This window comes from Oerskovia sp. NPDC060287 (assembly GCF_042726775.1).
Classification (GTDB): Bacteria; Actinomycetota; Actinomycetes; order Actinomycetales; family Cellulomonadaceae; genus Oerskovia; species Oerskovia merdavium.
In genome coordinates this window covers 1-24,348 of sequence record NZ_JBHXBO010000034.1, presented here as the reverse complement: position 1 = coordinate 24,348, position 24,348 = coordinate 1, and the positions used below count along the sequence as shown (strand labels likewise).

19 protein-coding genes are annotated in these 24,348 nt (G+C 73.8%); 6 read left to right on the top strand and 13 right to left on the bottom strand.

Features of this window, described 5'->3' with window-relative positions:
- Positions 1–84: 84 nt before the first annotated feature.
- From ACFWFR_RS05070 to ACFWFR_RS05060, 3 genes are read right to left on the bottom strand one after another with little or no spacing between them, the layout of a single operon-like run.
- A complete protein-coding gene (locus tag ACFWFR_RS05070) occupies positions 85–3,573 on the bottom strand; it encodes an ATP-binding protein (RefSeq protein WP_377621616.1) in 3,489 nt (1,162 codons plus the stop codon).
- Positions 3,573–4,379, bottom strand: a complete 807-nt coding sequence (locus tag ACFWFR_RS05065; RefSeq protein WP_377621614.1) for a DUF4194 domain-containing protein — start codon at positions 4,377–4,379, stop codon at positions 3,573–3,575. The genes ACFWFR_RS05070 and ACFWFR_RS05065 overlap by 1 nt, the downstream gene beginning before the upstream one ends.
- Positions 4,376–6,211, bottom strand: a complete 1,836-nt coding sequence (locus tag ACFWFR_RS05060) for a DUF3375 domain-containing protein (protein WP_377621612.1) — start codon at positions 6,209–6,211, stop codon at positions 4,376–4,378. Before ACFWFR_RS05060 ends, ACFWFR_RS05065 begins: the two co-directional genes overlap by 4 nt.
- A 337-nt stretch (positions 6,212–6,548) precedes the next feature.
- On the opposite strand from ACFWFR_RS05060, the gene ACFWFR_RS05055 reads away from it, so the two are divergent.
- Positions 6,549–7,382, top strand: coding sequence for a hypothetical protein (locus ACFWFR_RS05055; RefSeq protein WP_377621611.1), 834 nt, complete (start codon positions 6,549–6,551; stop codon positions 7,380–7,382).
- Here the strand turns inward: ACFWFR_RS05055 and ACFWFR_RS05050 are convergent.
- The 7 genes from ACFWFR_RS05050 to ACFWFR_RS05020 all read right to left on the bottom strand — a co-directional run bounded on the left by ACFWFR_RS05050 (position 7,313) and on the right by ACFWFR_RS05020 (position 13,363).
- The gene (locus tag ACFWFR_RS05050) at positions 7,313–7,897 is read right to left on the bottom strand and encodes a hypothetical protein (protein ID WP_377621609.1); all 585 of its coding nucleotides are present in this window, start codon (positions 7,895–7,897) and stop codon (positions 7,313–7,315) included. The two genes, ACFWFR_RS05055 and ACFWFR_RS05050, sit on opposite strands and share 70 nt — an antisense overlap.
- 202 nt (positions 7,898–8,099) lie before the next feature.
- Positions 8,100–8,756 (bottom strand): hypothetical protein, encoded by a 657-nt coding sequence (locus tag ACFWFR_RS05045; protein WP_377621608.1) that lies wholly within the window; start codon positions 8,754–8,756, stop codon positions 8,100–8,102.
- Positions 8,757–8,946: 190 nt separating this feature from the next.
- Positions 8,947–9,453 carry an AAA family ATPase gene (locus ACFWFR_RS05040; protein ID WP_377621606.1) on the bottom strand — a complete coding sequence of 169 codons (507 nt, stop codon included), beginning with the start codon at positions 9,451–9,453 and terminating at the stop codon, positions 8,947–8,949.
- A 304-nt stretch (positions 9,454–9,757) separates the two neighbouring features.
- Positions 9,758–10,174, bottom strand: coding sequence for a VOC family protein (locus ACFWFR_RS05035; RefSeq protein WP_377618359.1), 417 nt, complete (start codon positions 10,172–10,174; stop codon positions 9,758–9,760).
- Positions 10,175–10,581: 407 nt separating this feature from the next.
- On the bottom strand, positions 10,582–12,171 hold the full coding sequence (locus ACFWFR_RS05030; protein ID WP_377621604.1) for a methyltransferase: 1,590 nt from the start codon (positions 12,169–12,171) through the stop codon (positions 10,582–10,584).
- A gap of 111 nt (positions 12,172–12,282) precedes the next feature.
- On the bottom strand, positions 12,283–12,711 hold the full coding sequence (locus ACFWFR_RS05025; protein WP_191800761.1) for a hypothetical protein: 429 nt from the start codon (positions 12,709–12,711) through the stop codon (positions 12,283–12,285).
- 73 nt (positions 12,712–12,784) lie between these two features.
- Positions 12,785–13,363 (bottom strand): hypothetical protein, encoded by a 579-nt coding sequence (locus ACFWFR_RS05020; protein WP_191800759.1) that lies wholly within the window; start codon positions 13,361–13,363, stop codon positions 12,785–12,787.
- Between the two features lie 169 nt (positions 13,364–13,532).
- On the opposite strand from ACFWFR_RS05020, the gene ACFWFR_RS05015 reads away from it, so the two are divergent.
- Positions 13,533–14,237 carry a TetR/AcrR family transcriptional regulator gene (locus tag ACFWFR_RS05015; protein ID WP_377618351.1) on the top strand — a complete coding sequence of 235 codons (705 nt, stop codon included), beginning with the start codon at positions 13,533–13,535 and terminating at the stop codon, positions 14,235–14,237.
- A gap of 49 nt (positions 14,238–14,286) precedes the next feature.
- Here ACFWFR_RS05015 and ACFWFR_RS05010 read toward each other — a convergent pair whose 3' ends face one another.
- The 3 genes from ACFWFR_RS05010 to ACFWFR_RS05000 form a co-directional block, all read right to left on the bottom strand.
- Positions 14,287–15,825: a M20/M25/M40 family metallo-hydrolase gene (locus ACFWFR_RS05010; protein ID WP_377621601.1), complete on the bottom strand. Its 1,539-nt coding sequence runs from the start codon at positions 15,823–15,825 to the stop codon at positions 14,287–14,289.
- Entirely contained in the window at positions 15,822–17,339 is a 1,518-nt protein-coding gene (locus ACFWFR_RS05005) for an MFS transporter (protein ID WP_377621600.1), read from the bottom strand. The genes ACFWFR_RS05010 and ACFWFR_RS05005 overlap by 4 nt, the downstream gene beginning before the upstream one ends.
- Before the next feature lie 199 nt (positions 17,340–17,538).
- The gene (locus ACFWFR_RS05000; protein WP_377621598.1) at positions 17,539–18,519 is read right to left on the bottom strand and encodes a LacI family DNA-binding transcriptional regulator; all 981 of its coding nucleotides are present in this window, start codon (positions 18,517–18,519) and stop codon (positions 17,539–17,541) included.
- 119 nt (positions 18,520–18,638) lie between these two features.
- On the opposite strand from ACFWFR_RS05000, the gene ACFWFR_RS04995 reads away from it, so the two are divergent.
- From ACFWFR_RS04995 to ACFWFR_RS04980, 4 genes are all read left to right on the top strand, one after another.
- Positions 18,639–20,438: an HAD family hydrolase gene (locus ACFWFR_RS04995; protein ID WP_377621596.1), complete on the top strand. Its 1,800-nt coding sequence runs from the start codon at positions 18,639–18,641 to the stop codon at positions 20,436–20,438.
- A 76-nt stretch (positions 20,439–20,514) separates the two neighbouring features.
- Positions 20,515–21,555 (top strand): cell division protein FtsQ, encoded by a 1,041-nt coding sequence (locus tag ACFWFR_RS04990; RefSeq protein WP_377621594.1) that lies wholly within the window; start codon positions 20,515–20,517, stop codon positions 21,553–21,555.
- Positions 21,555–23,387: an ABC transporter ATP-binding protein gene (locus ACFWFR_RS04985; RefSeq protein ID WP_377621592.1), complete on the top strand. Its 1,833-nt coding sequence runs from the start codon at positions 21,555–21,557 to the stop codon at positions 23,385–23,387. Before ACFWFR_RS04990 ends, ACFWFR_RS04985 begins: the two co-directional genes overlap by 1 nt.
- Complete coding sequence (locus tag ACFWFR_RS04980; RefSeq protein WP_377621590.1) at positions 23,384–24,322, top strand: energy-coupling factor transporter transmembrane component T family protein; 939 nt, start codon at positions 23,384–23,386, stop codon at positions 24,320–24,322. Before ACFWFR_RS04985 ends, ACFWFR_RS04980 begins: the two co-directional genes overlap by 4 nt.
- Positions 24,323–24,348 lie beyond the last annotated feature (26 nt).

Below are 24,348 nucleotides of genomic sequence, written 5' to 3'. Positions count from 1 at the left end.
GTTGCGTTCGTTGTCAGCCCGACAACGACCGCAACCTCGTGCTCGGCACCGGAGCGCAGCGTCCACGGCACCCCGGACGACGGATCAGAGCGCCGCGTGCGCCTCCTTCTCGGCCTGGTACTCCTCGATCGTCAGCGTCCGCAGCCGCGAGTTGCGGCCCGTCGGGTTGTCGACGTACCCCACGGCCGAGATGTAGGGCTCGATCACGTGGATCTTCTGCAGCGGCGTCACGATGAGCAGCTGGAGACCCAGGCTCTTGAACAGCTCGAGCGCGAACCGCGTCGACTCGTCCGACCCGCGGCCGAACGCCTCGTCGATCACGACGAACCGGAACGCCTTGGACCGCACCGCGCCCCAGTCGAGCTTGAACTGGTAGGCGAGCGAGGCGGCGAGGATCGTGTAGGCGAGCTTCTCCTTCTGGCCACCGGACTTCCCGCCCGAGTCCGAGTAGTGCTCGTGCTCGACGTCGTCCTCGCGCGACCGCTCGGAGGCCGAGAGCACGAACCAGCTCCGCACGTCGGTCACGCGACGCTTCCACGCCTCGTCGGCCTCGGTCTGGCCCTCGCGCCCCCGGAACCGCTCGACGATCGCCTTGACCCGCAGGAACCGCTCCTCCGAGTAGTACGCGACGGTCTCCTCACCGGTGTCCTCGTCGCGCCTCCCCTCGAGGTCGAGGCCCAGGACGCCGTCGGTGCACGCCCGCAGGTCCGCCCGGAACTCGCGCACCTCGGTGTTGGGCGTGGGCGCCATCTCGAGGCGGATGTACCGACCGGGGTTGTAGTCGATCGCGCGCAGCGAGTCGTTGATGATCTCGACGCGCTCGCGGATGAGGTCGGCCTGCTTGGACAGCTCGGCGTGGAAGCCCGCGATGTCGCGGATCGTGTTGGTGTTGAGGTACGTCTTGAAGTCGCCCTCGAAGCGCGGCAGGTCGTCTCGCGTGAGCCGCTCGTGCAGCGCCCGGTACTCGGGGGCGGAGCGCACGTCGTTGTCGAGCTCCGTGGTCTCGACCGGGTACGCGGCCCGGAACGCCGTCATCTGGGCGGCGATGCGCGTACCGAGCTGCCCCTGCCGGGTCTGGGCCTCCTCGACCTGGCTCGTGAGCCGGGTCCGCAGGGCGCTCTCGACCGCGTCGGGGTCCACGTCGCCGCGCGAGCCGGGGTGCGAGCCCGCCTGGGCGGCAGCCTGGGCCGTGGTCTCGGCGTCGAAGAGCCCGGCGAGCTCCTCGGCCAGCGCCGCGTCGGCCGGCCCCTGCTCGGCCAGCACGCGGGCCGAGCGTCCACGCTGGTCGCGTGCCGTCTGCAGCGCGTGCTGGTCCGCCCCGGCGGCCGAGAGCAGCGCGTCGCGGTCGTTCGCGAGGCCTGCGGCCCTCCGGGACAGGTCACGGAGCTGGTCGGCGATGCGGCTCAGCTCGGTCGACGCGCCCTCGATGCGCCGCTTCTCCTCGTGGAGCTCGGCGACGGCCCGGACGGGCTCCTCCCAGTCGAGCTCGCGCCACTCGCGGAACACGTCGAGCCGGTTGAGCGCGCCCGAGCGCGAGATCGCGGCACTCTTCTCGCGACCGACCTCGTCACGCCTCTCCTCGAGCGCCGTGCGACGGCCGGCGACGTCGGTCGCCTGCTCGAGCAGCGCGTCGATCTTGGCCTGGTTGCTCCAGCCGAGGACGTAGCCGCTGCGGTCGCGGACCGAGCGCCGGTCGTCCTTCTCGTGGTGGCTGGCCGAGTGCTTGACCTGTCCCTCGCGCGTCACGGCGCGGGGCACGCGCTGGAAGTCGGCGAGCGTCGCGGCGCACACGTAGTCCGCGCGGCGCTCGAGCTCGTCGCTCAGCCACGCGGCGAGGTCGCCGTCCTTGACCTCGAGGAGGTCCGCGAGCAGCGGTCCGTCCTCGCGGCTCGCCGGAGGGGTCCCGACGCCGCCGCGCGCCTTCCCCGAGCGGCCCGCGGCGGGCGCGGGGACCCGGTGGTAGACGAGCCGCGTGCCCAGGTCCTGCGAGTTGATCCACGTCGAGACGGCGTCGTAGTGCTGGGCCGGCACGAGCAGCGAGAGCGCGAACCCGCGCAGCACGCGCTCGGCCGCTCCCTCCCACTCGGCGTGCTCGGCGCGCACGCCGATGAGCTCGCCCGCGAAGGGCAGGTCGGCGTCGGTCAGCCCGACGTCGGAGCACAGGCGGGTGCGCAGGTCCAGGCTCGTGCGGGGCAGGTTGGACTCGCGGTCGGCGAGCGACCGGAGCTCGGCGTTGATCTCGCGGGCCTCGGCCTCGACCGCGCGCAGCTCGGCCGCGACCTCCCCGGCGCGCCCCTCGATCTCGCCGAGGGCGTCCTGCGCGTCCGACTGCAGGGCGGTCGTGCGCTCGCGCAGCGCCGCGAACTCGTCCCGCGACGCGACGGGCTCCAGGCCTGCCGCGGCGAGGTAGCGCGCGTACTCGTCGGCCTTGGCCCGGCGTTCTGCGCGCTCGACCTCGCGGCGCGCGACCTCGCCCTCGATCTGGGCGAGGCGGTCGCCGCCGTGCCCGGCCCGCTCGACCTCGAGGCGCTGGCGCTCGGCGTCGAGCAGCGCGAGCTCCTCCTTGAGGCGGTCCAGGCCGTCGGCGCGCGCCGTGATCGACGCCTCGAGCTCGCCGATGCGCGCGTCGAGCGCCTCGACGCGCCGCCCCGCGGTGAACCCGCGCAACGCCTCGCGCTGGGCGACCAGCCCGCGGGCCCGGTCCCCCACCGCGTCGTACGCGTCGGCGTCGGCCAGCAGCGGCGCGAGCTGGTCGATCTGCGCGCGGGCCTTGACCACGGCGTCGTGCGCGCTCGTGAGGTCGTCGAAGTGCGCGACGAGCTTCTCGGTCCAGCGGGCCGCGTCGAACGGCTCGAGCATGTGCTCGCGCACGAACTCGTTGAGGTCACCCACCGACTTCATGGACACCGTCTGGTGGAACAGCTCCATGGCCTGCTCGGACTCGATGCCGAGCAGGCGCCGGAAGTCGCGCCCGTACTCCGGGAAGTGGTCGCGGATCTGGGCGCCCGACTCGCGCAGGCGGCGGCGCAGGACGTTGATGTCGCCGTCGAACCCCGCGAAGTCGTCGGCGATCGTCATGGGCGAGGTGCTCGTGACGTAGAAGCGCTCGGGCTGCCCCTGCGCTCCGTCCTTGAGCCAGAACACCTGCGCCAGCACCGCGCGCGAGTCGAACCCGCGGTTGGCGAACTCGCCCAGGATGACCGAGTAGGTGTGGCCGCGCCGCAGGCCCACGTGCCGCGAGGCGCCCGTGACCTCGTTGCGCTCGGACTTGTAGTGCCCGGCCACGTACGAGCGCAGCGTGCGCTCGCGCGTGTCGGCGCCGGCCGCCTTGTTGTAGCTGATGCGGTTCGCGGGGAGCAGGAGCGTCGTGATGGCGTCGACGATGGTCGACTTGCCCGAGCCGATGTCCCCCGTCAGGAGCGCGTTGCGCCCCTCGAGCTCGAAGCTCCACGCGTACTTGTCGAACGTCCCCCAGTTGAGGACCTCGAGCCGGTCGAGGCGGTAGCCCGACCGCTGGTCCAGGTCCGCTGCCGCGTCGTGCAGCTCGACCGCGCTGAACAATGCCTCGGCCATCAGGCCTCCTCGTGGGTCGGGCGCTCGGTGCCGAGCATGCGGTTGTCGTCCGATTCAGGCCCGTTCTCGACGCCGACCGCATGCTCGTCGGACGTCGACCGCATGGTCGGCGCGGCCCCCGTACCCGCACCCGCCGCAGCCGGCACGCCCGCGGGCGCTCCGCCGTCGGGCAGGAGCGCTCCCCCGTCGCGCGACGCGAGCTCGGCCGCGTACTCCGCGAGGCGCGCGTCGAAGTCCGCGAGCCACTGCCCGTCGACGAACGCCTTGAGGATGCGACGCACCTCGTACGTGTCCGGGGTGTCCGGCACGGGGCGCAGGAAGCCCAGCTCGACCACGCGGCGCACGTTGGCCTCGACGCGGTCGCGTGCGCGGGCCTCGTTGCTCGACCCGGGCAGGAACACGCGGACCAGGTCCACGATCTCGTCGCGCGTCAGGACCAGGCGCGTGTCGCCGCCCTCGGAGTCGAACTGCGCGAGCCGCTTGCGCAGCAGCGCGAGCAGCAGGCTCACGTCGAACGACAGCTCGCGCCGCGCGACGAGGCGCGGGATGAACGTGCCGTCGCCCTCGTCCTCGGGCTGCGCGCGCAGGTACGCGTACCCCTCGGACTCGTCGATCACGACCTCGAGACCGAGCGTCGCGACGAAGTCCCGCGCCTGCGCCTCGAGCGCGAGCAGGTCGCGCCACGTGCGCGTCCCGGCCTCGCGGTAGACGACGCCCTTGACGAGCGAGGTCACGACGAGGGACAGCTCGGGGCTCGGGCCGCCGGTCTGCCCCGGGCGTTCGGTCCGGACGGGCTGCTGGCTCACGGGGTTCCCTCCTGAGGAGACGGCTGGGGAGACTGCTGGGCGGACGGTCGGGGCGGAGCGGGCGGGGCCTGCGCGAGCGACCGCGCCACGGCCCCCGCGAGGTCCCTGGCTCCCGTGCGGGCGAACGTCACGCGCGGCACGCGCGCGACCCGGACGCGCGGTCCGGTGGGCCGCTCGTCGACCGCGGCGACCTCGACGGCGGCCGCCACCGGCAGGTCCGGCACGTGGTCGTCGACGACCCACCGCACCTCGTCGGTGTGCGCGGGGTCGTGCACGACGTCGAAGCGCGGGTCGTCGAGCGACAGGTACGTCACGAGCTCCGCGAGGCCCTGCTCGAGCGGGCTCTCCTCGACGAGCTCCGCGAGCGAGACCTGACCGCGGCGGCGCAGAGCGTCGCGGACGGTGCGGCTCAGGCGCTCGGGGTCCACGTGGACCTGCGTGAACAGTGCCGATGCGTCGAAGTCCGCGACCCCCGCGGTCACCCCCTCGCTCGCGAGCGGTTCCTGGTGCTGGGGCCGGTAGAGGGGGCGCTCGGTCGGCAGGTGCACGTCGACCGAGGTCGAGTCCATGGTCGTCGCGAGCGGACCGGTGTCCGCGGCGCCCAGGCGCAGGCGGTCGGGAGCGTCGCGCAGCGCGAGCGCATGGCCCTCGATGCTGCGCAGGATGTCGATCACGCGACGGTTCTCGAGCCACACCTGGTCGTCCAGGAACCGGCGCAGCTGCTCGGACAGGACGCGCACGGTCGACTGCGTGCGCTCGCCCGCGTCGAGCCAGTCGTAGTGGATGCGGCGCAGACGTCGCCCGGCCGCGCGGCCCGTGATCCCGGGGGCTGCCTCGTCGTCGGGCCCGACCTGCTCCTCGAGCGCGGGCAGGGCCTGGACCTTCTCGACGAGCTCGGCGAACTCCTCCTGACGCTGGCGGTCCAGGAGGAAGTCGTAGAACGCGTGGAAGCTGCGCCCCTGGTCCGAGTCCGCGATCGCCGAACGGCTCCCGACGACCGCGTCCAGCAGGTCCCCCTTGGCCCCGTCCCAGCCCGTGATGCGCTCGCGCATGTCGCGGTCGAGGTTCCGGAAGTTCGCCTCGACCTCGCGGAAGTCCGCGAGCAGGTCCGCGGCCGTGCCCGTGAGCTGCTGGTAGCGGTCGCGCTGGGCGGCCGCGTCGAGCAGCGAGAGCTGGCCCGCGCGCACGCGCTCGATCTCCTCGTCGATCCGCGCCCGCCGCGCCTCGAGCTCGCGCAGGCGCGCGTCGGCGTCGGACTCGGTGCCGACCGTGAGCTGGCGCAGCAGCTCGAAGACCGTGTTCAGGCGCGACTCGGTGCCCACGAAGCTGCGCTCGCGCAGCGCCGTTACCCACGCGACGGCCTTCTCGACGGCCGGGGTCGCGTCGTAGTGCGCCTCGTCCGAGCCCGTCGGGTAGAACTTGCGCAGCCAGCCCTGCTCGGGCGCGGACCAGTGGTCGAGGTAGGCCTTGGGCGAGCGCGGGTAGCGACGGGCCTCGGTCGGGTGGTCCGCGGGTATCCCAGGTGCGTGGGCATCGCGTGCGTGGGCATCGTCCGGCCCGACGGCGTCGCTCACCACCGCGGGCTCGTCACCGGTGGCGTGCTCGTCCCCCTCCGCGACGGGTCGGGGCTGCGCGCGGGCGGGCCGGTCCGGTCCGTCGATCGCGTAGAGCGCGTCGTCGAGGAGCGAGACCAGCTCGGCCTCGCCGATCGATCGGACGTTCTGCTCGACGAAGACCGTGCCGAGGAAGCTCAGGGCGAGCGGTGCGTTGTCCGAGCGCAGGAGGCGCCAGGCCGGGGTGCGCCGCAGGGCGTCGATGTCGTCGTGCTGCACTCAGGCCCTCTCGCGTGTGTCTGTGGTTCGTGCTGCGTGCTCGGTCGTGCTGGTCGGGCTGTGGTCCTGCCGGCCGGTCGTGCTGGTCGGCTGGTCGGTCGGTGCTCGCCGATCGACGCCCCTTGGGCGAGCTGCCGCCCTTCCCTCACGAGGACCGTCCGTCCCACCTGCCGCACCGAGCATCCTAGGCGCCGGGGCCCACGATCCCGGGATCGGCACGGCCACCCGACCCCCTGTGCTCGCCGACCTTCCCTCCCTCGAACGATGTACGCGAGGCGAGCGAAGATCGGCGAGGTGGGCGACGCCGTCGGGCACCTTCCCGACCAGCATGGACACCATGCGCACCCTCCTGGAGAACCCGCTGGTCCTGCTGGTCCTCGCGTGCGAGGTCGGCTTCTGGGTCGTGCTCGCCGCCGGGCTGATCGCCCGGTACCTGCTGCACCGCCGCCGGCTGAGCACGATCCTGCTGGTCAGCGTCCCCCTGATCGACCTGGTGCTCGTGAGCGTGTCGATCGCGAGCGTCGCGGGCGGGTCACCGCCCGAGGCCGTGCACGGGCTCGCGGCCGTGTACCTGGGGTTCACGGTGGCGTTCGGGCACTCGATCGTCCGCTGGGCCGACACGCACGCCGCGTACCGCTTCGGCGACGGGCCGACGCCCGTCGAGCCGCCGAAGGACGGCCTCGCGGGCCTGCTCCACGAGACCAAGGAGCTCGGGAGGGCAGCGGTCGCCGCGGTGATCGCGCTCGGGGTGATCGCGACCCTGTCGACCGTCGCCGGGACCGGGCTCGTGCCCCCCGCCCAGTGGCCGGGAGACCCCCTGTGGGGGTGGGCGCTGCGCGTCGCGATCGTGCTCGGCGCGTGGGTCGTGTTCGGCCCCGTCTGGGTGCTCCTCGGGTCCGGAGGCAGGTCGCGGGAGACGCAGGGTGCGCGGCACGAGCACGACGACCGGACGGTGCCGACGGGGCCGGGCGAGCCGGGCGAGCCGGGCGAGCCGGGCGAGCCGGGCGAGCCGGGCGCTGCGGGCGAGCCGGGCGAGCCGGGCGAGCCGGGCGAGCCGGGCGAGCCGATGTCCTCGGCGAGCTCGGGCGCTCCCCGGGCCGGTCACCGGTCGGAGAGCTCGCGCGGCTCGAACGGGGGGCGGTCCCCGTACCGGTCGAACATGTCGAGGTAGCGCGACCCCCACGAGACACGGGTGATCTCGTCGAGCCCGAACCACCTCGACGCCGCTTCCCAACGGCCGGCCGTGTCGATGAACCGCAGCCCCAGACCCTCGTCCGTCAGGTCCCCCACGGCTCCGGGGAAGTACTCGCCGGGAGACTCGCCCTCGACGTGCACCGCGAGCAGGCGGCTCGTGCGGGCGACCGACCGCACGACGCCCTCGACGGACGCGAGGTCGACAGCGAGGTCCGGGTGCGGGAGCGGCCAGGTCCCGAGCCCCGCAGCAGCGCGCTCGACGAGACGCTGGTTCGCGCGTCGCAACCGGCGGACCTTCGTGACGTCCTCGGTCCGGATCGCCTCGTAGCCGTCGGCGTGAGCCCAGTCCGCCAGCGACCCGACGAGTGTCCACACCCCCGTCGCCAGCACCACGCCGTCCAGCCGGCCGGTGTCGGGGCCCAGGGCGCGGCGGTGGATCGTGACGACGGCGCCGGTCGTGCGGGCCTCGTCGAGCGAGACGGTACGGGACATGGCCGGAGCGTAGCGCCCCAGGTCTCTGATGCAGGACCGGATTTCCGACCTGGTCAGCGAGGGTGGGACGGCGGCGCGATGTGGGGTCGAGGAGACGCTGGTCGAGCATGCGGTGGGCGTCCGTCGAGCATGCGGTGGGCGTCCGGTCTGGCCCGGATCGTGACGGCAACCGCATGCTCGGCAGCGGGCTACGGGGCCCGCGTCAACGATCGGCCGCGAGGAACACCAGCCCGTCGGGCTCCTGAACCAGGAACGCACGGTCGCGCGGAGCAGGTACCGACGGTTCCGTCCCGACCGACAGCTCGTCGTCACCTGCGACGTCGAACCCGATCACAGCGCGCCGGAACGGGAGGGAGACGTGCACCGCTCGGCCGATCCGGGCCAGCCACTCGTCGAGTGGCCGCCGCCAGACATGAGACTCGACCCCGGACCGGTCCCCGAACGGGAAACCGCCGACTTCGACGCCCGCGGAGGCCAGGCCGGCAAGCGGCAGGAAGAGAACCAACGAGCATCCGGCCGGACCGGACCCCGGGTCCTCGACCGCGTCCAAGGCGTCACGCAGGAGCAGCACTCCGCAGGCGGACTCGCGCGCAGCGGGAAGGAGCACCCTGCCTCGCAGCTGTCGTCCCTGGGCCAGCGCCTCGGCGGCGAGCCGCAGCCCCTCGGCGGTCGTCAGGTCCGGGACGACCGGTCCCGCTGCCGTGTCGATCGTCGCCCCCGAGAGTCCTGCGGCGGCGGCCAGCGCCTTGATGCCGTCGCCGAGTCTCCCCTGGTCGCTACCGTCCATCAGCAGGGCCAGCTCGTAGAAGCCTCCCCTCCAGTGCCTCTCGCCCGTCGCCCCGGGTCGGCTTCGTCTCATGGGACGAGGGTGCGGTGCGCACGAGGCGAAGTCCATCGGTCACCATGCCGAGCATGCGGTGGGCGTCCGGTCTGGCCCGGATCGTGACGGCAACCGCACGCTCGGCAGCGGACCGCGAGCCACTCGTCGCGCACACCCGAGCCCCGAACCGCGAGCCAGGTCCCCGAGCTCGAGGCCCTCGAGCCCGACGTCAGCCGTCCAGCCAGTCCTTGGCCGCTGCCAGCAGCTCTGCGTCGTCGAGCGAGGCGTCGAGCCTCAGCCGTGGGTCTGCCCAGTCCGCGAGCGCCCGGGCTCGCGCGGCGAGCGAGTCCCAGCCGGGCTCGGGCAGCGCGGGGTAGCGCGAGCCCCTGGTCACGAGGCGCTCGCGGTGCAGCCGCTCGTCGGCGAGGTAGACCTCGACGAACCAGAGGCGGGTGCCGGTCCGCGCGGCGAGGTCGATCCACTGCTGCCGGGCCGCGGGGTGGTCGTTGACCGCGTCGACGATGACCGCGTTGCCCAGCAGCAGGTTCTCCTGGGCGACCGACTCGACGGCGAGGTACGCACCCAGGCCCGTGACGTCGTCGTGCACCGCGCCGGCGCGCAGGAACGCGTCCTCGACGGGGTCGACGCTGAGCATCACCGCGCCCAGGTCACGCGCGAGCAGACGCGCGAGTCGGCTCTTACCGGTTCCGGGCAGTCCAGCCATGGCGATCAGCACGATCGCGAGGATAGGCCCGTCATGTTTCGGGACGGGGTCGAACGTCGGAACGGAGTCGAACATGTGGTTGTCGTCCAGGTGGCGATGTCCACGGCGGTCCGGGTGGCGATGCCCACTGCGGCTCCCGTCCGCCGCCTGGATGACGACGACCGCACGCTCGACACCGCGCCGGGGTCGAGCACGAGGTTACGGTCGTATTCCCCGGGAGAACGACCGCAACCTCGTGCTCGGCGCACCCGGTGGCGGGCACCGGCACCTAGGGGCGCCAGCTGCACCCGGTTGCACACCCGACAGACCGCGGGGCTCAGCCTCCCTGGGCCGCGACCTCGGCGTCGCTGCGCAGGATGCAGAACTCGTTGCCCTCGGGGTCCGCGAGCGTGAACCATCCCGAGCCGTCGGGACGGCGGTGGTCGGCGAGCTGCGTGGCCCCCAGGCCGAGGAGCCTCTCGGTCTCCTGCTCACGGGTCCCGTCGACGGGGCGCAGGTCGAGGTGGAGCCGGTTCTTGAGCTCCTTGCCCTCGGGCACCTCGATGAACAACAGGCGCCCACGGCTCTCCGCGGGTGCGTCGCCGCCGGCCGGCGGGAAGATCATGCACTCCTCGTGGCCGGGCAGGTTGGGGTCGTCGGGGTCCTCGACGTAGCCGAGGACCCCGCTCCACCAGACCGACTGGGCGTAGGCGTCGCGGGCGTCGATCGTCGTGTGCTGGATGCGAGAGGTCATGGCCTCAACCTAGGGACGGCGGGTCCGCGGCGCAGCAGGAATTCCGGTCGCGACCGTCGTCCGGGTCAGGGGCTCGGGTCCCGGCCCTGGCCCCTGACCGCCTCGCGACGAGAATGCGGTTGGCGTCAGGCGAGCATGCGGTGGCCGTTCGAGATCGACAGGTTCACGACGCCAACCGCATGCTCGGCACCGAGACAGCACCGAGACAGGACGGAACGGGCCCGGGCCGACGGGCGGAGCGCCCACCGGCACTCCGCCGAGCACGAGGTTCCGCGCGCTCGACCACGAAGTTGCGGTCGCAAAGGCCCGGAGAACGACCGCAACCTCGTGCTCGGCACCCAGGCACCCAGGCACCCCAGGCGCCGGCACCCGGCCACCGCACCCCAGAGCCCCAGAGCACCCCGCCCTCACGGCACCAGGAAGCCGTCCCGCACGAGTCCCCGCACCGCGGGCAGCAGCTCGCCCGCGAGCTCTCCGGCCGGCACCTCGAACAGCGACGCGATCGCCCCGATCAGCTGACCCACGGTGAGCTCGCCGTCGCTCGCTCCCACGAGCGCCGCGAGCCCTGTCGACGCCTGGATCCCGCGGCCCAGCCCGTCGCCCTGCCGGACGATCACGACGTTCGGGTCCTCGGCGCCGGGCGTCAGGTAGCGTTCCTCGGTCACGTCGGGCGCCACGGACAGCCGGGACGACGCGAGGGCGGCGTCGTCGCGGGCCTCGAGCCAGTCGTGGGCGGCGAGCGAGGCCGCGAGGTGACCGCCGAGCGGCTGGCGCACCGACCCCGTGTGCTCCTCGAGGCGGCGCAGGCTCACGCCGTGGCCCGCACCCGGCTTGCGGAGCGTCACGATCCCGAACCCCACGGCCTCGACGTCGCGCGTCGCGAAGTCGTCGAGCCACGCCTCGTACGACGCTGCCCACGCCCCGGGCTCGCGCTCGGGCGTGGTGCCACCGTCACGGATCCACGTCTCGGCGTACTCGGCCGGGTCGAGGACCTCGCGCTGGATGATCCAGCCGTCGAGCCCGGCCTCATCGAGCCAGGCCCCGACGCGCTCGGTCCACGGCTCGCCCCGCCGGTGCTCCCAGTTGCCGAGCATCTGCGCGACACCGCCCGGCGCGAGCACGTCGCCGACGCCCAGGACCAGGTCGCGCACGAGGTCGTCTCCCGCGCGGCCGCCGTCGCGGTACTCGTACTCGGGAATGGCACCGTCGGCGGTCGACGCACCGCGGGGGGTGATGACGAACGGCGGGTTGGAGACCACGAGGTCGAACTGCTCGCCCGCGACGGGGTCGAGCATCGAGCCCTCGCGCAGGTCGAGGCGCACGCCGTCGAGGGCCGCGTTGAACTCGGCGAACCGCAGCGCGCGCCGGGAGATGTCGGTCGCGACGACGGACTGCGCGTGCCGCGACGCGTGCAGCGCCTGGATGCCGCACCCGGTCCCGAGGTCGAGCACCCGCCCCACGGGAGTCCGCATGGTCACCTGTGCGAGCGTGATCGAGGCCCCGCCCGCCCCCAGCACGTGGTCTCCCGCGAGGCGTCGCCCGGTCGCGAGCTCGCCCAGGTCGGAGGCCAGCCACCACGTGACCGGACCCGCCGCGTCGGCCGCGGCGTAGGGGCGCAGGTCGGCCAGTGCGCGCACGCCGTCGTCGGGCCCGTTGCCTGCCGCGGCCACGAGGCCGAGGCGCGCCGCGCCGTCCGTCCCGACCCCGGGCAGGGCGGCGTCGAGGTCCGCGCGGCGGACCTCGAGGCCCAGCAGGAAGAGCGCGGCGAGCACGGCACGGGGGTCCTTCTTCCGGCCCGACGACGTCGCGCCCGTCGCGTCGTCGAGCGCGGCCCGGGCGACACGCAGCGCGGGCACCGCCTGCTCGCGGTGCAGGGCCGCTGCGGCGAGCGGACCGAGGAAGTCCTCGACGCCGTCGACCGTGTAGCCGGCTCCTTCGAGGTCGGTCCGCAGGAGCGGCAGGAGGCGTGGGTCGATCGCGGGTTCACCGAGGGGCATGCGCCTATCCTCCCCCGGTGACCCGGTGCCGCGCGCGACCGCACGCGAGGACGACAGAGGGGCGGGCCCGCAGCACGTGCTGCGGACCCGCCCTTCCGGGACGGCTGGACGTCAGGCCGTGCAGTTCTCGGTCGTCCACTTCTCGACGTTGTCCGCGGCCGTCTGGAAGTCGGTCGACTGGAGCGAGTCGGAGAGCTCGGTGGCCTTCTCCATGTAGTCGTCGGCCGTGGGGTCGAGCTCGGAGAGTGCCGTGAGCGTCTCCCCCATGTTCTCGAAGCCCTCGGTCAGCGTGGTCCAGTCGGCCGCGATGGCCTCGGGGGCCTTGGCGGCCTTGAGCTCGGTGACGAGCTTGTCGAACGCCTCGCCCGCGGCCGCGGGGTCGCTCGCGTCGACGTCGTTCATCGAGTCCTCGAAGCCCTCACCCGTCTCGCAGAACGCCTTGACGTCGGCGTCGCCGCTGCAGGCGGCGAGGGAGAAGGTCAGCAGGACGGCAGTCGCGAGGCCGCCGACGGTCTTGGTCAGGTTCTTTCGGTTGGTCATGCACACCATCCTGAAGCATTCCTGTGAGGATCACGGCGAGAATTCGCGCCCTGGGGACTTCTCCCCATCGGATTCACCCGGTGCAGGTCGCGTCCAGGTAGGCAGTCACGCGTCCCGAGGCCGCCGTCATGGCGTCGGTGTCGAGGTCCTTGCCCGCGTCGTCGAGCGCGCCGACGATCGACTTCGCGGAGTCGATGTCGGCCTTGGACAGGGCTTCGGCCGCGGTCGTGACGTAGGACGTGACGGTCTTCCAGTCGGCCGCGACCTCCGCGGGCGGCTCGACGCTCGTGAGCGCGACCCGCGCGTTCTCGAAACCGGTCACCAGGGTGCGGGGGTGCTCGACGCTCATCGACACCTGGGCGGTGTTGGCCGCGGCCCAGGCCGCCTCCGTCTCGGCGCAGAACGACGTGTCGACCGCCGGGTCCGCTTCTCCGCCCGCGGCGGCGGCGGCCTCTGCGTCGGCGTCGGCTGCCGAGGCGGCGTCGGTCGCCGCGTCGACGGCCGCGCTGTCCTCGGCGGTCGAGGACCCGGTCGCAGCGGTCTTCGGCGAGGACTCGGCCGAGTCGGCGTCGCCGCCTCCCGAGCACGCCCCCAGGGCGAGGAGCGCGACGACGGCGAGCGCCGTCGTCGGGCGCAGGAACGAGGTACTCATACGTCCATCATCCTTGCTCGGCGCCCTCCTCCGAAACTCGCTGGTCACAGCAGCGGCGGAGCCCGGCGGCGCACCGGTTCGACGGGGCCCGCACGTCCGAGCCCGCGTCCGGGCGGTGCCCGCGCGACATCTCGCGCCGGAATGCGCCTTTTCTCCCTAGGATGGGCCGGTGAGTGCGACACAGCGGGGACCGGTCGACCGGCCCGACGACGACCCCGGCAGCGCAGGCCACCCCTCGGGTTCCCCGACGACCCCGGCCGCCTCCCAGCCGCCGCTCCGACGGCACACCGAGGCCCGCACGCCCGTGCAGGACCGGAGCAACCTCCGCCAGCGCGCCATGGTCGAGGCCGCGGCCCGCCTGCTCATCGCCGAGGGGTTCCCCGCCGTGACCCACCGCCGCGTCGCGAAGGCCGCCGGGGTGCCGCAAGGTTCGGCCTCGTACTACTTCCCGTCGAGCTCGTCGCTCGTCACCGCTGCGGTCGAGGCCGCCGAGGAGCTGCGGGGCTCGGCAGCGACCGAGCGTGCTGCGGCCCTCGCGCGCCGCGAGCGCTCGACGACCCGCACGGCCCGCCTGCTCATCGAGACGTTCTACGCGCCGTCGGTCGACGACTCGGTCGTCGACGTGCGCCTCGACCCCATGCTGACCGCGATGCGCGACCCCGCTCTCCGCCCCATCATGCGGGCCTCCCGCCCGCGCCTCCTGGCCGCGCTGCGGACCGTCCTGGACGCGAGCGGGTACCAGCACGTGACCGACGTCGACCTCCTGGGCCACTTCGTCGACGCCTCGCTCATGTCCGCGGCCTCCGACGGCGCCGAGCAGGTCCTCGACCGGGCGACCGAGACCACGGCACGGCTGCTCGAGCACTGGCGCTGAAGCGCCGCTCGGGCCCGGCGCCGGCCGTGGCCCGCCCCCGCGCGACGCCTCACAGCCCCCGCAGCAGCGCCCGGTAGAACACGACCCCGCGCCCCAGCGCGTCGATCGTCACGTGCTCGTCGACGCCGTGGATCGACTCGCGCTGCTCGCGCGTCATCGCGAACGGGCTGAACCGGTAGACGTGCTCGGAGATCTCGCAGAAGTGGCGCGAGTCGGACGCGCCGAGCATGACGTAGGGCGTCACGACCGCGTCGGGGTACGCCGCGCCGATCGACTCGCGGACCAGCGCGAACTGGTCTCCGTCGGTCGGCGACACGGGCGAGGGGTCCTCGCCCGAGACCACGCGCAGCTCGATCGTGGGGTCGTCGACGACGCGGCGGAGCCGCTCGACGACCGTCGCGACCGTCTCACCCGTCGCGATCCGGACGTTCGCGTTGGCCTTCGCGGACGCCGCGAGGACGTTGGCCCCGGGGCTGCCCTGGAGCTGGGTGATCGCGACGGTCGTGCGGACCATGGCGTTGGTCTCGGGGCTCACCGTCCCCAGGACCCGGGCGAGCGCGGGGCGGAGCTGGCGGGCGCTCGCGAACAGCAGCCGCAGCCCGAACGGCGAGTGGCGCCCGAGCGTGTCGATCATCTCGAGCGTCGGCTCGGGCAGGTGCGGGGGGAACGGGTGGTCGTCGATGCGCGTGATCGCGCGCGCGAGCCGGGCCGTGGCCCCTCCGCGCACGGGCGTCGAGGCGTGCCCACCGAGCGACTGCGTGCTGATCTCGAGGTCGAGGATGCCCTTCTCCGCGACGCCCACGACGGCCGTGGGCGCGGTCACGCCCGGGAAAGCCCCCTCGACGACCGCCCCGCCCTCGTCGACCACGAGCCACGGGCTGATCTTGCGCTCGCGCAGCACGGCCACGGCCGAGCGTGCGGCGTCCCCCGCGGTCTCCTCGTTGTGCCCGAACGACAGGTAGACGTCACGGTCGGGCGTGAAGCGCTGGGCGAGCAGCGACTCGACCGCCTCCAGGAGCACGACGAGCGACCCCTTGTCGTCGAGCGTGCCTCGCCCCCACACCGCGCCGTCCCGGATCGCGCCGGAGAACGGGTCGCCCGACCAGTCCTCGGCCTCGACGGGCACGACGTCGTAGTGCGCCATGAGCACCGCGGGCGCCGCGGGGGCCGCGCCCTGCCGGCCGCGCCACCGGAAGAGCAGGCCGTGGCCCGCGACGCGCTCGAGCGTGAGCCGCTCGTGCACGCGCGGGTACAGCTCGGCGAGCCGTTCGACGAACGCCTCGAAGACCGCGGGGTCCTCCTCGCCGGGCACGCGCGAGGACACGGTCGGGATGCGCACGAGCGCGCTGAGCCGCTCGGCCGTCCCGACGGCGTAGCTCGCCGGGTCGTCGCGCACCGCCTCGTCCTGGGGTCGGGTCGCGCGCGTCCCGCTGCCCGCGAACCGGCCCGTCCGCACGTCCGCACCCTGGGGCGTGAACCGCGCGGCCCGGGCGACCCCGGCGCCGACCAGGGCGAGGACCCCGGCGGTGAGGGCGCCCGCGACGGCGCGTGCCGCCGTCGGGCCCTGTCCTGTGCTCCTGCTGCTCACTGCTGCGCCTCCTTGACGACGACGGGTGCTTGCTGGGGGACGAGGGGCTCGACGGGCGCCGCCTCGGCATCCGCGAAAGCGAGCCGCGGGACGAACGCGAGCACCACGGCCGCCACGACCGCCGTGACCCCGCAGATCGTCCAGACGATCATGTAGCCGCTGAGGGACCCGGCCGTGGCCTCGGAGCCGTCGAGCGTCGCGTGCGTGCCCGAGATCAGGGCCAGCGCGAACACGCACGACGCGAACGTGCCGCCGATGGTCTTGGTCGTGTTCGTCAGGCCGGTCGCGACGGCCGTGCGCCCCACGGGTGCGGCGGCCGCGGCCGCCGCGGGGAGCGCCGCCACGAGCGCTCCCGACCCGAGCCCCGCGACGACCATGTTCGTCAGGAGGTTCGCGGTGGTCTCGTGGAACGGCAGGAACAGCAGGTAGCCGACCGCGACGAGCGAGGCCGCGAGGATGAGCGTTCGCCGGGGCGTGAGCAGCCGGGTGATGCGCGAGAACGCGAGCGCCCCCAGCAGGCACGAGACCACGTACCCGCCCACGAGCAGCGAGACCGTCATGGACGACGCACCCAGGCCGTAGCCGTAGACCTCCGGGTCGGTACGCGCGAACGTCGACAGCGGCCCCTGGGCACCCAGGATGCTGACCCCGAACAGGGCCGCGGTGACCATGATGGGCCACATGGTCGGTCGGCGCAGGACCCGCAGGTCGACGAGCGGGTCGGCCTGGCGCAGCTCGTAGCGCCCCAGGGGCCACAGCGACGCGACCCCGACCACGACGAGCCCCCAGGCCCACCACGTGCCGAGGCCGTTGGTGCGCATGAACGTGAGCCCCGCGCTGACGAGCAGCAGGGTCAGGCTCAGCAGGACCACGCCGCCGCGGTCGAGCGTGCCCTCGCCCTTCTCGGGCGACTCGGGGATGCGGAACCACACCACGAAGAACACGGCCGTCACGGCCATGGCGGGGATGCTCAGGGCCAGCCAGAGGCGGTCCTGGGCCAGCGCGCCCGCCTGCCCGCCGGCCAGCGCCCCGACGATCGCTCCCGCCTGGAGCGCGGCCACGATCACGCCGGTCGCCCTGCGTGTCAGCGACGGGCCGTCGGCACGGCCGCGCGAGCGCGCGTAGATGAGCGCGACCTGAAGCGGCAGCCACACCACGTAGAACCCCTGGAGCGACCACGCCACGAGGAACACCCAGAAGGTCGGCGAGAACGCCACGGCCCACGAGGCCGCGGCCGTCAGAGCCGTCGTGACGAGCAGCATCCGGCGGTAGCCGTGGATGTCGCCGAGCTTGGCGAAGACCGGCACGACCATGGCCGAGAGCAGCAGCTGGGCCGCCTCGAACCAGTTGACGTCGGCGTCGTGGATGTTCAGGTGCCGGGCGATGTCGGTCAGCAGCGGCGTGTAGAAGCCCTGGAGGATGCCGCTCGTGAACTCGACGAAGAACAGGTAGCCGACGATCCCGCCCGCGATCCCGCCGACCTTGAGCGCCGTGCCGTTGCCGGCCCTGTCCACGCGTCCTGGAACGCCTCTCAACATGTTCGCCTCCGCAGGGCCGGGTGGGACCGGCCTGTACCTGGCCCGCCGTTGGACCGCTCGGCAGGATACTAGGTACCTCACGTTTCACGTAGATGTCGAGGTCGGGGCCCCGGCCGCCCGTCCGCCGGCGTGGCGCAGCACGCCCTCGGGGGACGCCTCCCCGGTCAGGACGCCCTCACGCCGGAGGCGGCACGACGGTCGACCCGCGCACCACGAGGCGCGGGGCGAGCACCTCGTGCCGGTCCTCGCCCCGACCGCCCAGCCGTTCGAGCAGCAGCTCGACCGCGAGCGCCCCCATGCGCCCGCGCGGCTGGTGGACGCTCGTGAGGCGGGGGCGGGCCCGCCGGGCGAGGGCCGAGTCGTCGTAGCCGACGACCGCGAGGTCCTCGGGAACGCGCAGGCCCTGGTCGTGCGCGTGGTCCACGACGTCGAACGCCTCGACGTCGTTGCGCGCGAACACGCCCTGGTAGCCGTCCGCGACGAGGTCCGCGACCGGCGCGTCGGGGCCGACGACCCGGATCGCCTCGGCCAGGCCGTGGCGACGCATGGCCGCCTCGTAGCCCGCTCGGCGCGCGAGGCCGGCGGGGCGGGCGCTCGCGCTCACGTGCGCGATCCGCGAGCGCCCGAGGCCCACGAGGTGGTCGACCGCGAGCGCCGCGCCCCGGGCGTCGTCGTTGGTCACGGTGTCGACGCCGTCGACCGCGCCGAGCGGGCGCCCGACCATGACGACGGGTGCGCGGCGGGCGGCGGCACGCAGGTGCTCCTCCTCGAGCCAGGAGCTGATGACGACGAGCCCGTCGACGTTGAGGCCCAGCAGCGTGTCGAGGTGGCGCGCGAGGTGCCCGCGGTCGCGCGACCCGTGGACGAGCAGCACCGAGAAGCCTGCGGTGCCCGCGGCCTCTTCCACACCCGTGACGATCTCGGTGTGGTACGGGTTGTCGAGGCTCGACAGGACGGCCCCGATGAGCATCGTGCGGCCCTGCTTGAGGCTTCGTGCGAGGGCGTTGGAGCGGTAGCCGAGGTCGTCGGCCGCGCGCCGGATGCGTTCGCGGGTGCGCTCGCTGACGCCCGGGTCGCCGCGCAGGGCGAGCGAGACGAGCGACTTGGAGACGCCTGCGTGAGCGGCGACGTCGAGGAGGGTCGGGCGGGGGTTCACCGGTCCATTGTCCCCTCTCGTCGGCTCGGACCTGGAACGTTCCAGAAGTTCGGGCGTGGTTCGCCTCCCGGTCACCGGGCGGACGCCGGGCCGTCGCTTCCCGTACCTACGGTCCCACTGTGACCACGACCGACCTCACCCGCCCCGCGCCGCTCCCCGGCGCCACCGACCCGGCCGACGACGGCGCGATCCTCGCGCTCGCGAGCGTCGCGCCCCGTGTCGCAGCCCGCCGCACGCCGCCCGGCCTGGGCGCGCGCCCCGACGCGCTGCTCCTCGACTTCGGCGGCGTGATCTTCCAGACGACCAAGCGCCCCGAGGGCTACGGCGAGCTCGCGACCCACCTCAGCGAGGTGCTCGGCCGCGCGGGCCACCGCTGGTCGCCCGAGACCCTCGAGCCCGTCCTGCGCGGCGGCGTCAAGGCTCTCAAGGACTGGAAGAACGCGTCGAGCCGGCGCCTCGCGCCGCTCGAGCTGGACCACCGGACGATCTGGCACGACTTCCTCGCCTCGCCCCTGCCCCTGGCCGCGCGAGAGGTCCTCGCAGGCAGCGCGGGCACGCTGCTGGCCCGTCTGACCGCGACCCTGAGCGAGCACACCGTGCGCCCCGGGATCCCCGAGCTGCTCGCGACCGCAGCCGAGCTCGGTGTCACGGTCGGGATCGTGTCCAACGCGCACTCGGGCCGCGCGCACCGCACGCTGCTGGCCGCGCACGGCCTCGACGAGGCGTTCGGCGTGCAGGTCTACTCGGACGAGGTCGGCCTCCGCAAGCCCCACCCGGGCATCATCGCGATGGCCGCGCGCGCGCTCGGCACGACCCCCGAGCGGACCTGGTACGTGGGCGACACGCTCGACCGCGACGTGGTCGCCGGACGCCGCGCCGGCGTCGGGGCCGTGATCCTCACGCGCCACCACAGCGACGTCCCGCCCTACCCCGTGACCGACACGGCCGATGCCGTGCTCGACACCCCCGAGGGGATCGCGGACCTGCTGCGCGCGTCGACCCGCCCTGCGGGGACGCCGGACGCGGCGCCGGGCGCCGCGGCGGAGGGTGCGGCCGACGCGCCCGCGGGACGCCCGTCGGCCCTCCTGCTCGACCACGGCGGCGTCGTCGTGACCTCGGTGCCCGACGACGCGGCGCGCCTCGCGTTCGGACGTCACCTCTCGCAGCGGCTCGCCGTCGCGGGGTACGCACTCTCGCCCGAGGAGGCGGTCGAGGCCGTGGCCGGTGCGCGCGTGCGCCACCGCGCCTGGAAGGACCGGCACGAGGGGGCACCCGCCGCGGGCACTCCCGCGGACCCCGCGGCCGGGCTCGTCGAGGACGTCGAGGAGATCGACGCGACGACCTTCTGGGTCGAGCTGGTCGGCCCGGCCCTCGCCCACCTCGGGGACGGGATCGAGGACTGGCTGCGCGCCGAGGCGTACGCGCTGATCCTCGAGTACGCGCGCTCCAAGAGCCTGCCGACCCTGCGCCCGGGGGTGCGCGACGTGCTCGAGGCCGCGCGCGCCGGCGGGGTCCCCGTCGCGATCGTGTCCAACACGGTCTGCGGACGAGCGGTCCGCGAGGAGCTCGAGGCGTTCGGGATCGACCACCTCGTGGGCGTGCACGTCTACTCGGACGAGCTCGGCTACCGCAAGCCCGACCCGGTCACGGCCCGCACGGCCCTGACCGCGCTCGGCGCCGACCCCCGGTCCGCGTGGTTCGTCGGGGACAAGCCCCACCGTGACGTCCTGGCCGCGCGCGGCGCCGGCGTCGGGACCGTCGTGCTCGTGCGCGGCGGGTCGAGCAGCGACGCGACCCTCGACTCGGCCGACGGCGCCCTCCGGCCCGACCACGTGATCGCCGAGGTCGGAGACCTCCTGGCGCTCTGGGCCGCCGCGTCACGGCCGTCGCCGACGCCCCCGCGGCGGCACGACGGCTGACCCGGCAGCCCACGCCCTTCCCCTCACGCACCGCCCGTCAACCACCGCAGCACCTACCGCCCCAGGAAGGCACACCATGAACGGCTCCGCGAGCTCCACCGCCCCGGCCCGTCAGTCCCCGCCCACCTCGTCCGCCCGGAAGCCGGCCGCGCCCGTGAGCGCCCTGCGCCGCCGCCTGCACGACCCGGACGGCATCAGCAGCTCCCAGAAGCTCATGATCCTCGTGCTGTCGATGACGTTGTTCGGGGTCTCCGACATCGTCACCGGGATCGTGCCGAGCATCGAGGTCGGTCCGTTCGAGCTCGAGGTCGCGTACTTCGCGTTCATCCCGGTGGTCCTCGCCGCCCTGTTCTGCCCGCTGTGGGTCGCGATCGGCGCACCGCTCGGCGAGATAGTCTTCTCCGACATGCTGCTCGGCGACTTCGGCGGTCTGGGCGAGCTCGAGGGCTTCCTCCAGCTCCTGCTGGGCATCTACGTCGCGGGCTGCATCGTGCGCGACCCGCGCAACCGTCGCCAGCTCTTCGCCGCGGCGCTCGCCCTGGTCTCGATCGACAAGGTCTCCTCGGGGCTCATCGACCTCGCCAAGGTCGGGATCGGGATCGACCCGGAGACGCTCGAGGAGTCGAACGGGTTGTTCCAGGCGGTGCTGGTGTCCGAGTCGATCGAGCTCGTCATGGCGCTGCTCATCACGGGCGTCCTGTTCGGTGCCCTGCCGGCCATGTGGCTCGCGCCGCGCCTCTACGGGAAGATCGAGCCGCTCATGGGCCTGCGCCCGCGCGACCCCCAGAACCCGCCGCGGCTCGTCGGGCCGCGCGGCACGCCGTTCTGGCTCATCGGTGTCCTGGCGCTGCTCGGGGCCGTGGCGATCGGCGTGGTCTCGCAGTGGGAGGAGTTCGTGGGCCGCGAGGGCGGCCTCATGACGCTCGGCGCGTTCCAGCCCGACTTCGTCGACGAGTACGGCACGGCCTACCTCTGGGTGGCCCTCACGGTGGCCGCGCTGGCGGTCGCCGGGGCGTGCGTGCTGGTCGCGGTCCTGCGAGCCCGACGGCGCCGCGACGCAGGTGCGCCGCTCACCTCGGCCTCGCAGCAGCACGCAGCGGACCGGGGCGAGGTCTGATGCCCGCGCCGGCCATGGCGATCGAGGTCCGCGGGCTCACGTTCCGCTACCCGGGCGCCGAGGAGGACACGCTGCGCGGGGTCGACCTGCGGATCGAGGCGGGCGACTTCGTCGCCGTGGTCGGCGGCAACGGGTCCGGCAAGACGACGCTGTGCAAGACGTTCAACGGCCTGGTCCCGCACTTCTGGTCGGGCGACCTCGAGGGCTCGGTCCACGTCCTGGGCCAGGACACGGCCGAGGTGGGGGTCGCCGAGCTCTCGCACAGCGTCGGATACGTCTTCCAGGACTTCGGCAACCAGCTCGTGCGCCCCACGGTGCGCGACGACGTCTCGTTCGCCCCCGTCAACTTCGGCCTGGCCGACTGGCGGGAGCGGACGACGACCGCGCTCGAGACCCTCGACATCACCTCGCTGGCCGACCGGTTCACCTGGCAGCTCTCGGGAGGCCAGCAGCACCTCACGGCCATCGCCGGTGCGATCGCGCTGACCCCCTCGGTGCTCGTGGTCGACGAGCCCGTGGCCGAGGTGGACCCGCACCGCGCCCAGGAGATCTACGAGCACCTGTCGCGACTCAACCGGGAGCTGGGCATCACGATCGTCGTGGTCGAGCACCACGCCGAGTTCGTGGCCCGCTACGCCCGGTCGGTGGTCCTCATGGCCGACGGGCTCCCCCGCTGGCACCTGCCCGTCGCCGAGGCCCTGGCCCGGACCGAGGACCTCGAGGCCGCGAACATCCCGGTCCCGCAGGTCACCGCGGTCGCCCGGGCCTTCGAGCCGCACGGCCCCGTGCCCTCGACCGTCCCCGCGGCGATCGAGTGGCTGCGGGACCGGCAGCTCGCCGACCCGGCCCCGGCGACGCCGTCGGGGTCGGGTCCGGACCGGGGCACGGCAGCGGACAGACCCGTGGCAGACGACCAGGCGGCGGAGGCTCCGGGCGAGGGCACCGGCGCTCCGGGAGCGACGGCCCCGCACCGCGGCCCCGTCATCGCCCGCGTCGAGCGGGTCACCCGCGCCTACCGCACGCTCGCCGGTCCTCGGTCGGTCGTGATCGACGGGCTCGACCTCGACCTGCACGAGGGCGAGCGCGTGGCGCTCGTGGGTTCGAACGGTGCCGGGAAGTCGACCCTCCTCAAGCTCCTGTCCGGGCTCGACGTCCCGGACGCAGGGAGCGTGAGCGTCGACGGGACCGACACCCGGACCGTCTCGGCCGCTGAGCTCGCCGACACGGTCTGCTACCTGTGCCAGCGCCCCGAGGAGATGTTCCTCAAGGACTCCGTCCGGGCCGACGTCGCGATGCACCCCGCCGGACGCCGCGTGCCCGGGACCGCGGCGCTCGTGACCGAGGTCCTCGACCGCGTCGACCTGACCTCCCTCGCCGACCGTGACGGGCGGCTGCTGTCCGGCGGCCAGCAACGGCGGGCGACGCTCGCCGTCGGGCTCGCGATGCGGCCCCGCCTGCTGCTGCTCGACGAACCCACGTCGAGCCTCGACCTGCGCAGCCGCGACGACGTGATCGACATGCTCGCGGCCCTCGCGGCGCACATCCGGTGCACCGTGATCGCGACCCACGACATGCACCTGGTCGCCGAGTGGGCGGACCGGGTGATCGTCCTCGACCAGGGGCAGGTCATCGCCGACACCGACCCCCGGACCCTCTTCTCGCGCCAGGACCTCCTGCGCCAGGCCCGCCTCGTCCCACCACAGGTCGTCCAGCTCGGGGCGGCCCTCGGGCTGGAGCCCGCCCCGCTGTCGGTGCCCGAGCTCGTGGCCCGGCTGTCCCTGCGGACCACGACCCCCGACGCGACCCTACGCACCAACGGGAGGCTCTCGTGAGCAGCACCACCGGCGTCACGACCACGCTGTCCGCGCAGGTCCCGCCGCGCCCGGCACCACGCACCGACGCTCCCCCTCCGACCGGCGCCGGGCGCGGGCGGTCCTCGCGACTCCGCCGGGCCGACAGCGAACGACTGTCGCTCGAGTGGATCAAGCTCGAGCTCATGCGTGTCGCCTACGCGACGCGCGGCGGGTTCCTCGCCCGGCGCGACCCGCGCGCGGTGCTCTTCTGGTACGCACTGTGCGGGCTGGCACCGTGGTTCACGTACGACCTCACGGTGCTCGCGATCCTGTTCGTGATCGCGGCGGGCACCGCCCTCGCGGCAAGGATCGGGCCCCTCCTGCTCGGGGTGTTCGCGCTCGGGATCGCGGGGCAGTGCCTCTACCTGCTGGCGCTCGTCTGGTTCCTCCAGGGCGACGCGACCGCGATCCAGGGGCTCGCGGTCATCACGCTCAAGCTCGGCACGGTCTCGCTCGTGAGCATGGCCGCGTTCGTCTCGCTCGACCCCGAGAAGCTCTCCGACGCCCTGCTCGCGCTGCACGCTCCCGCGATGCTGGGGTTCGGGGTCAGCTACGGCTACCGGATGCTGCCGCTGCTGATCGACGAGTTCCACACGATCGTCGACGGCCATCGTCTGCGCGGACCACGCGCGACCCGGCACGGCCTGCTCGGCTGGCGCACCGCACGGCGGGTCTCGCTCATCGTCGTCGAGTCGTTCTACCCGCTCATGCTCAACACGGCCAAGCGGACACGGACGACGGTCGAGGCCCTCGAGACCAAGGGCTTCACGACCGAGCGGCGTGACGACGCCGGCCGACGCATCCGCCTCGCGCACCTGGCGTTCGGGGCGGGCGACGTCGCGCTGCTCGCGACGTCGCTCGTCGTCGTGGTCGCGGCGTTCGTGGTGGGTACGACGTGGCCGGTGCTGGGCTGAGGGAGCGGGCAGGGCGATCGCCCTGC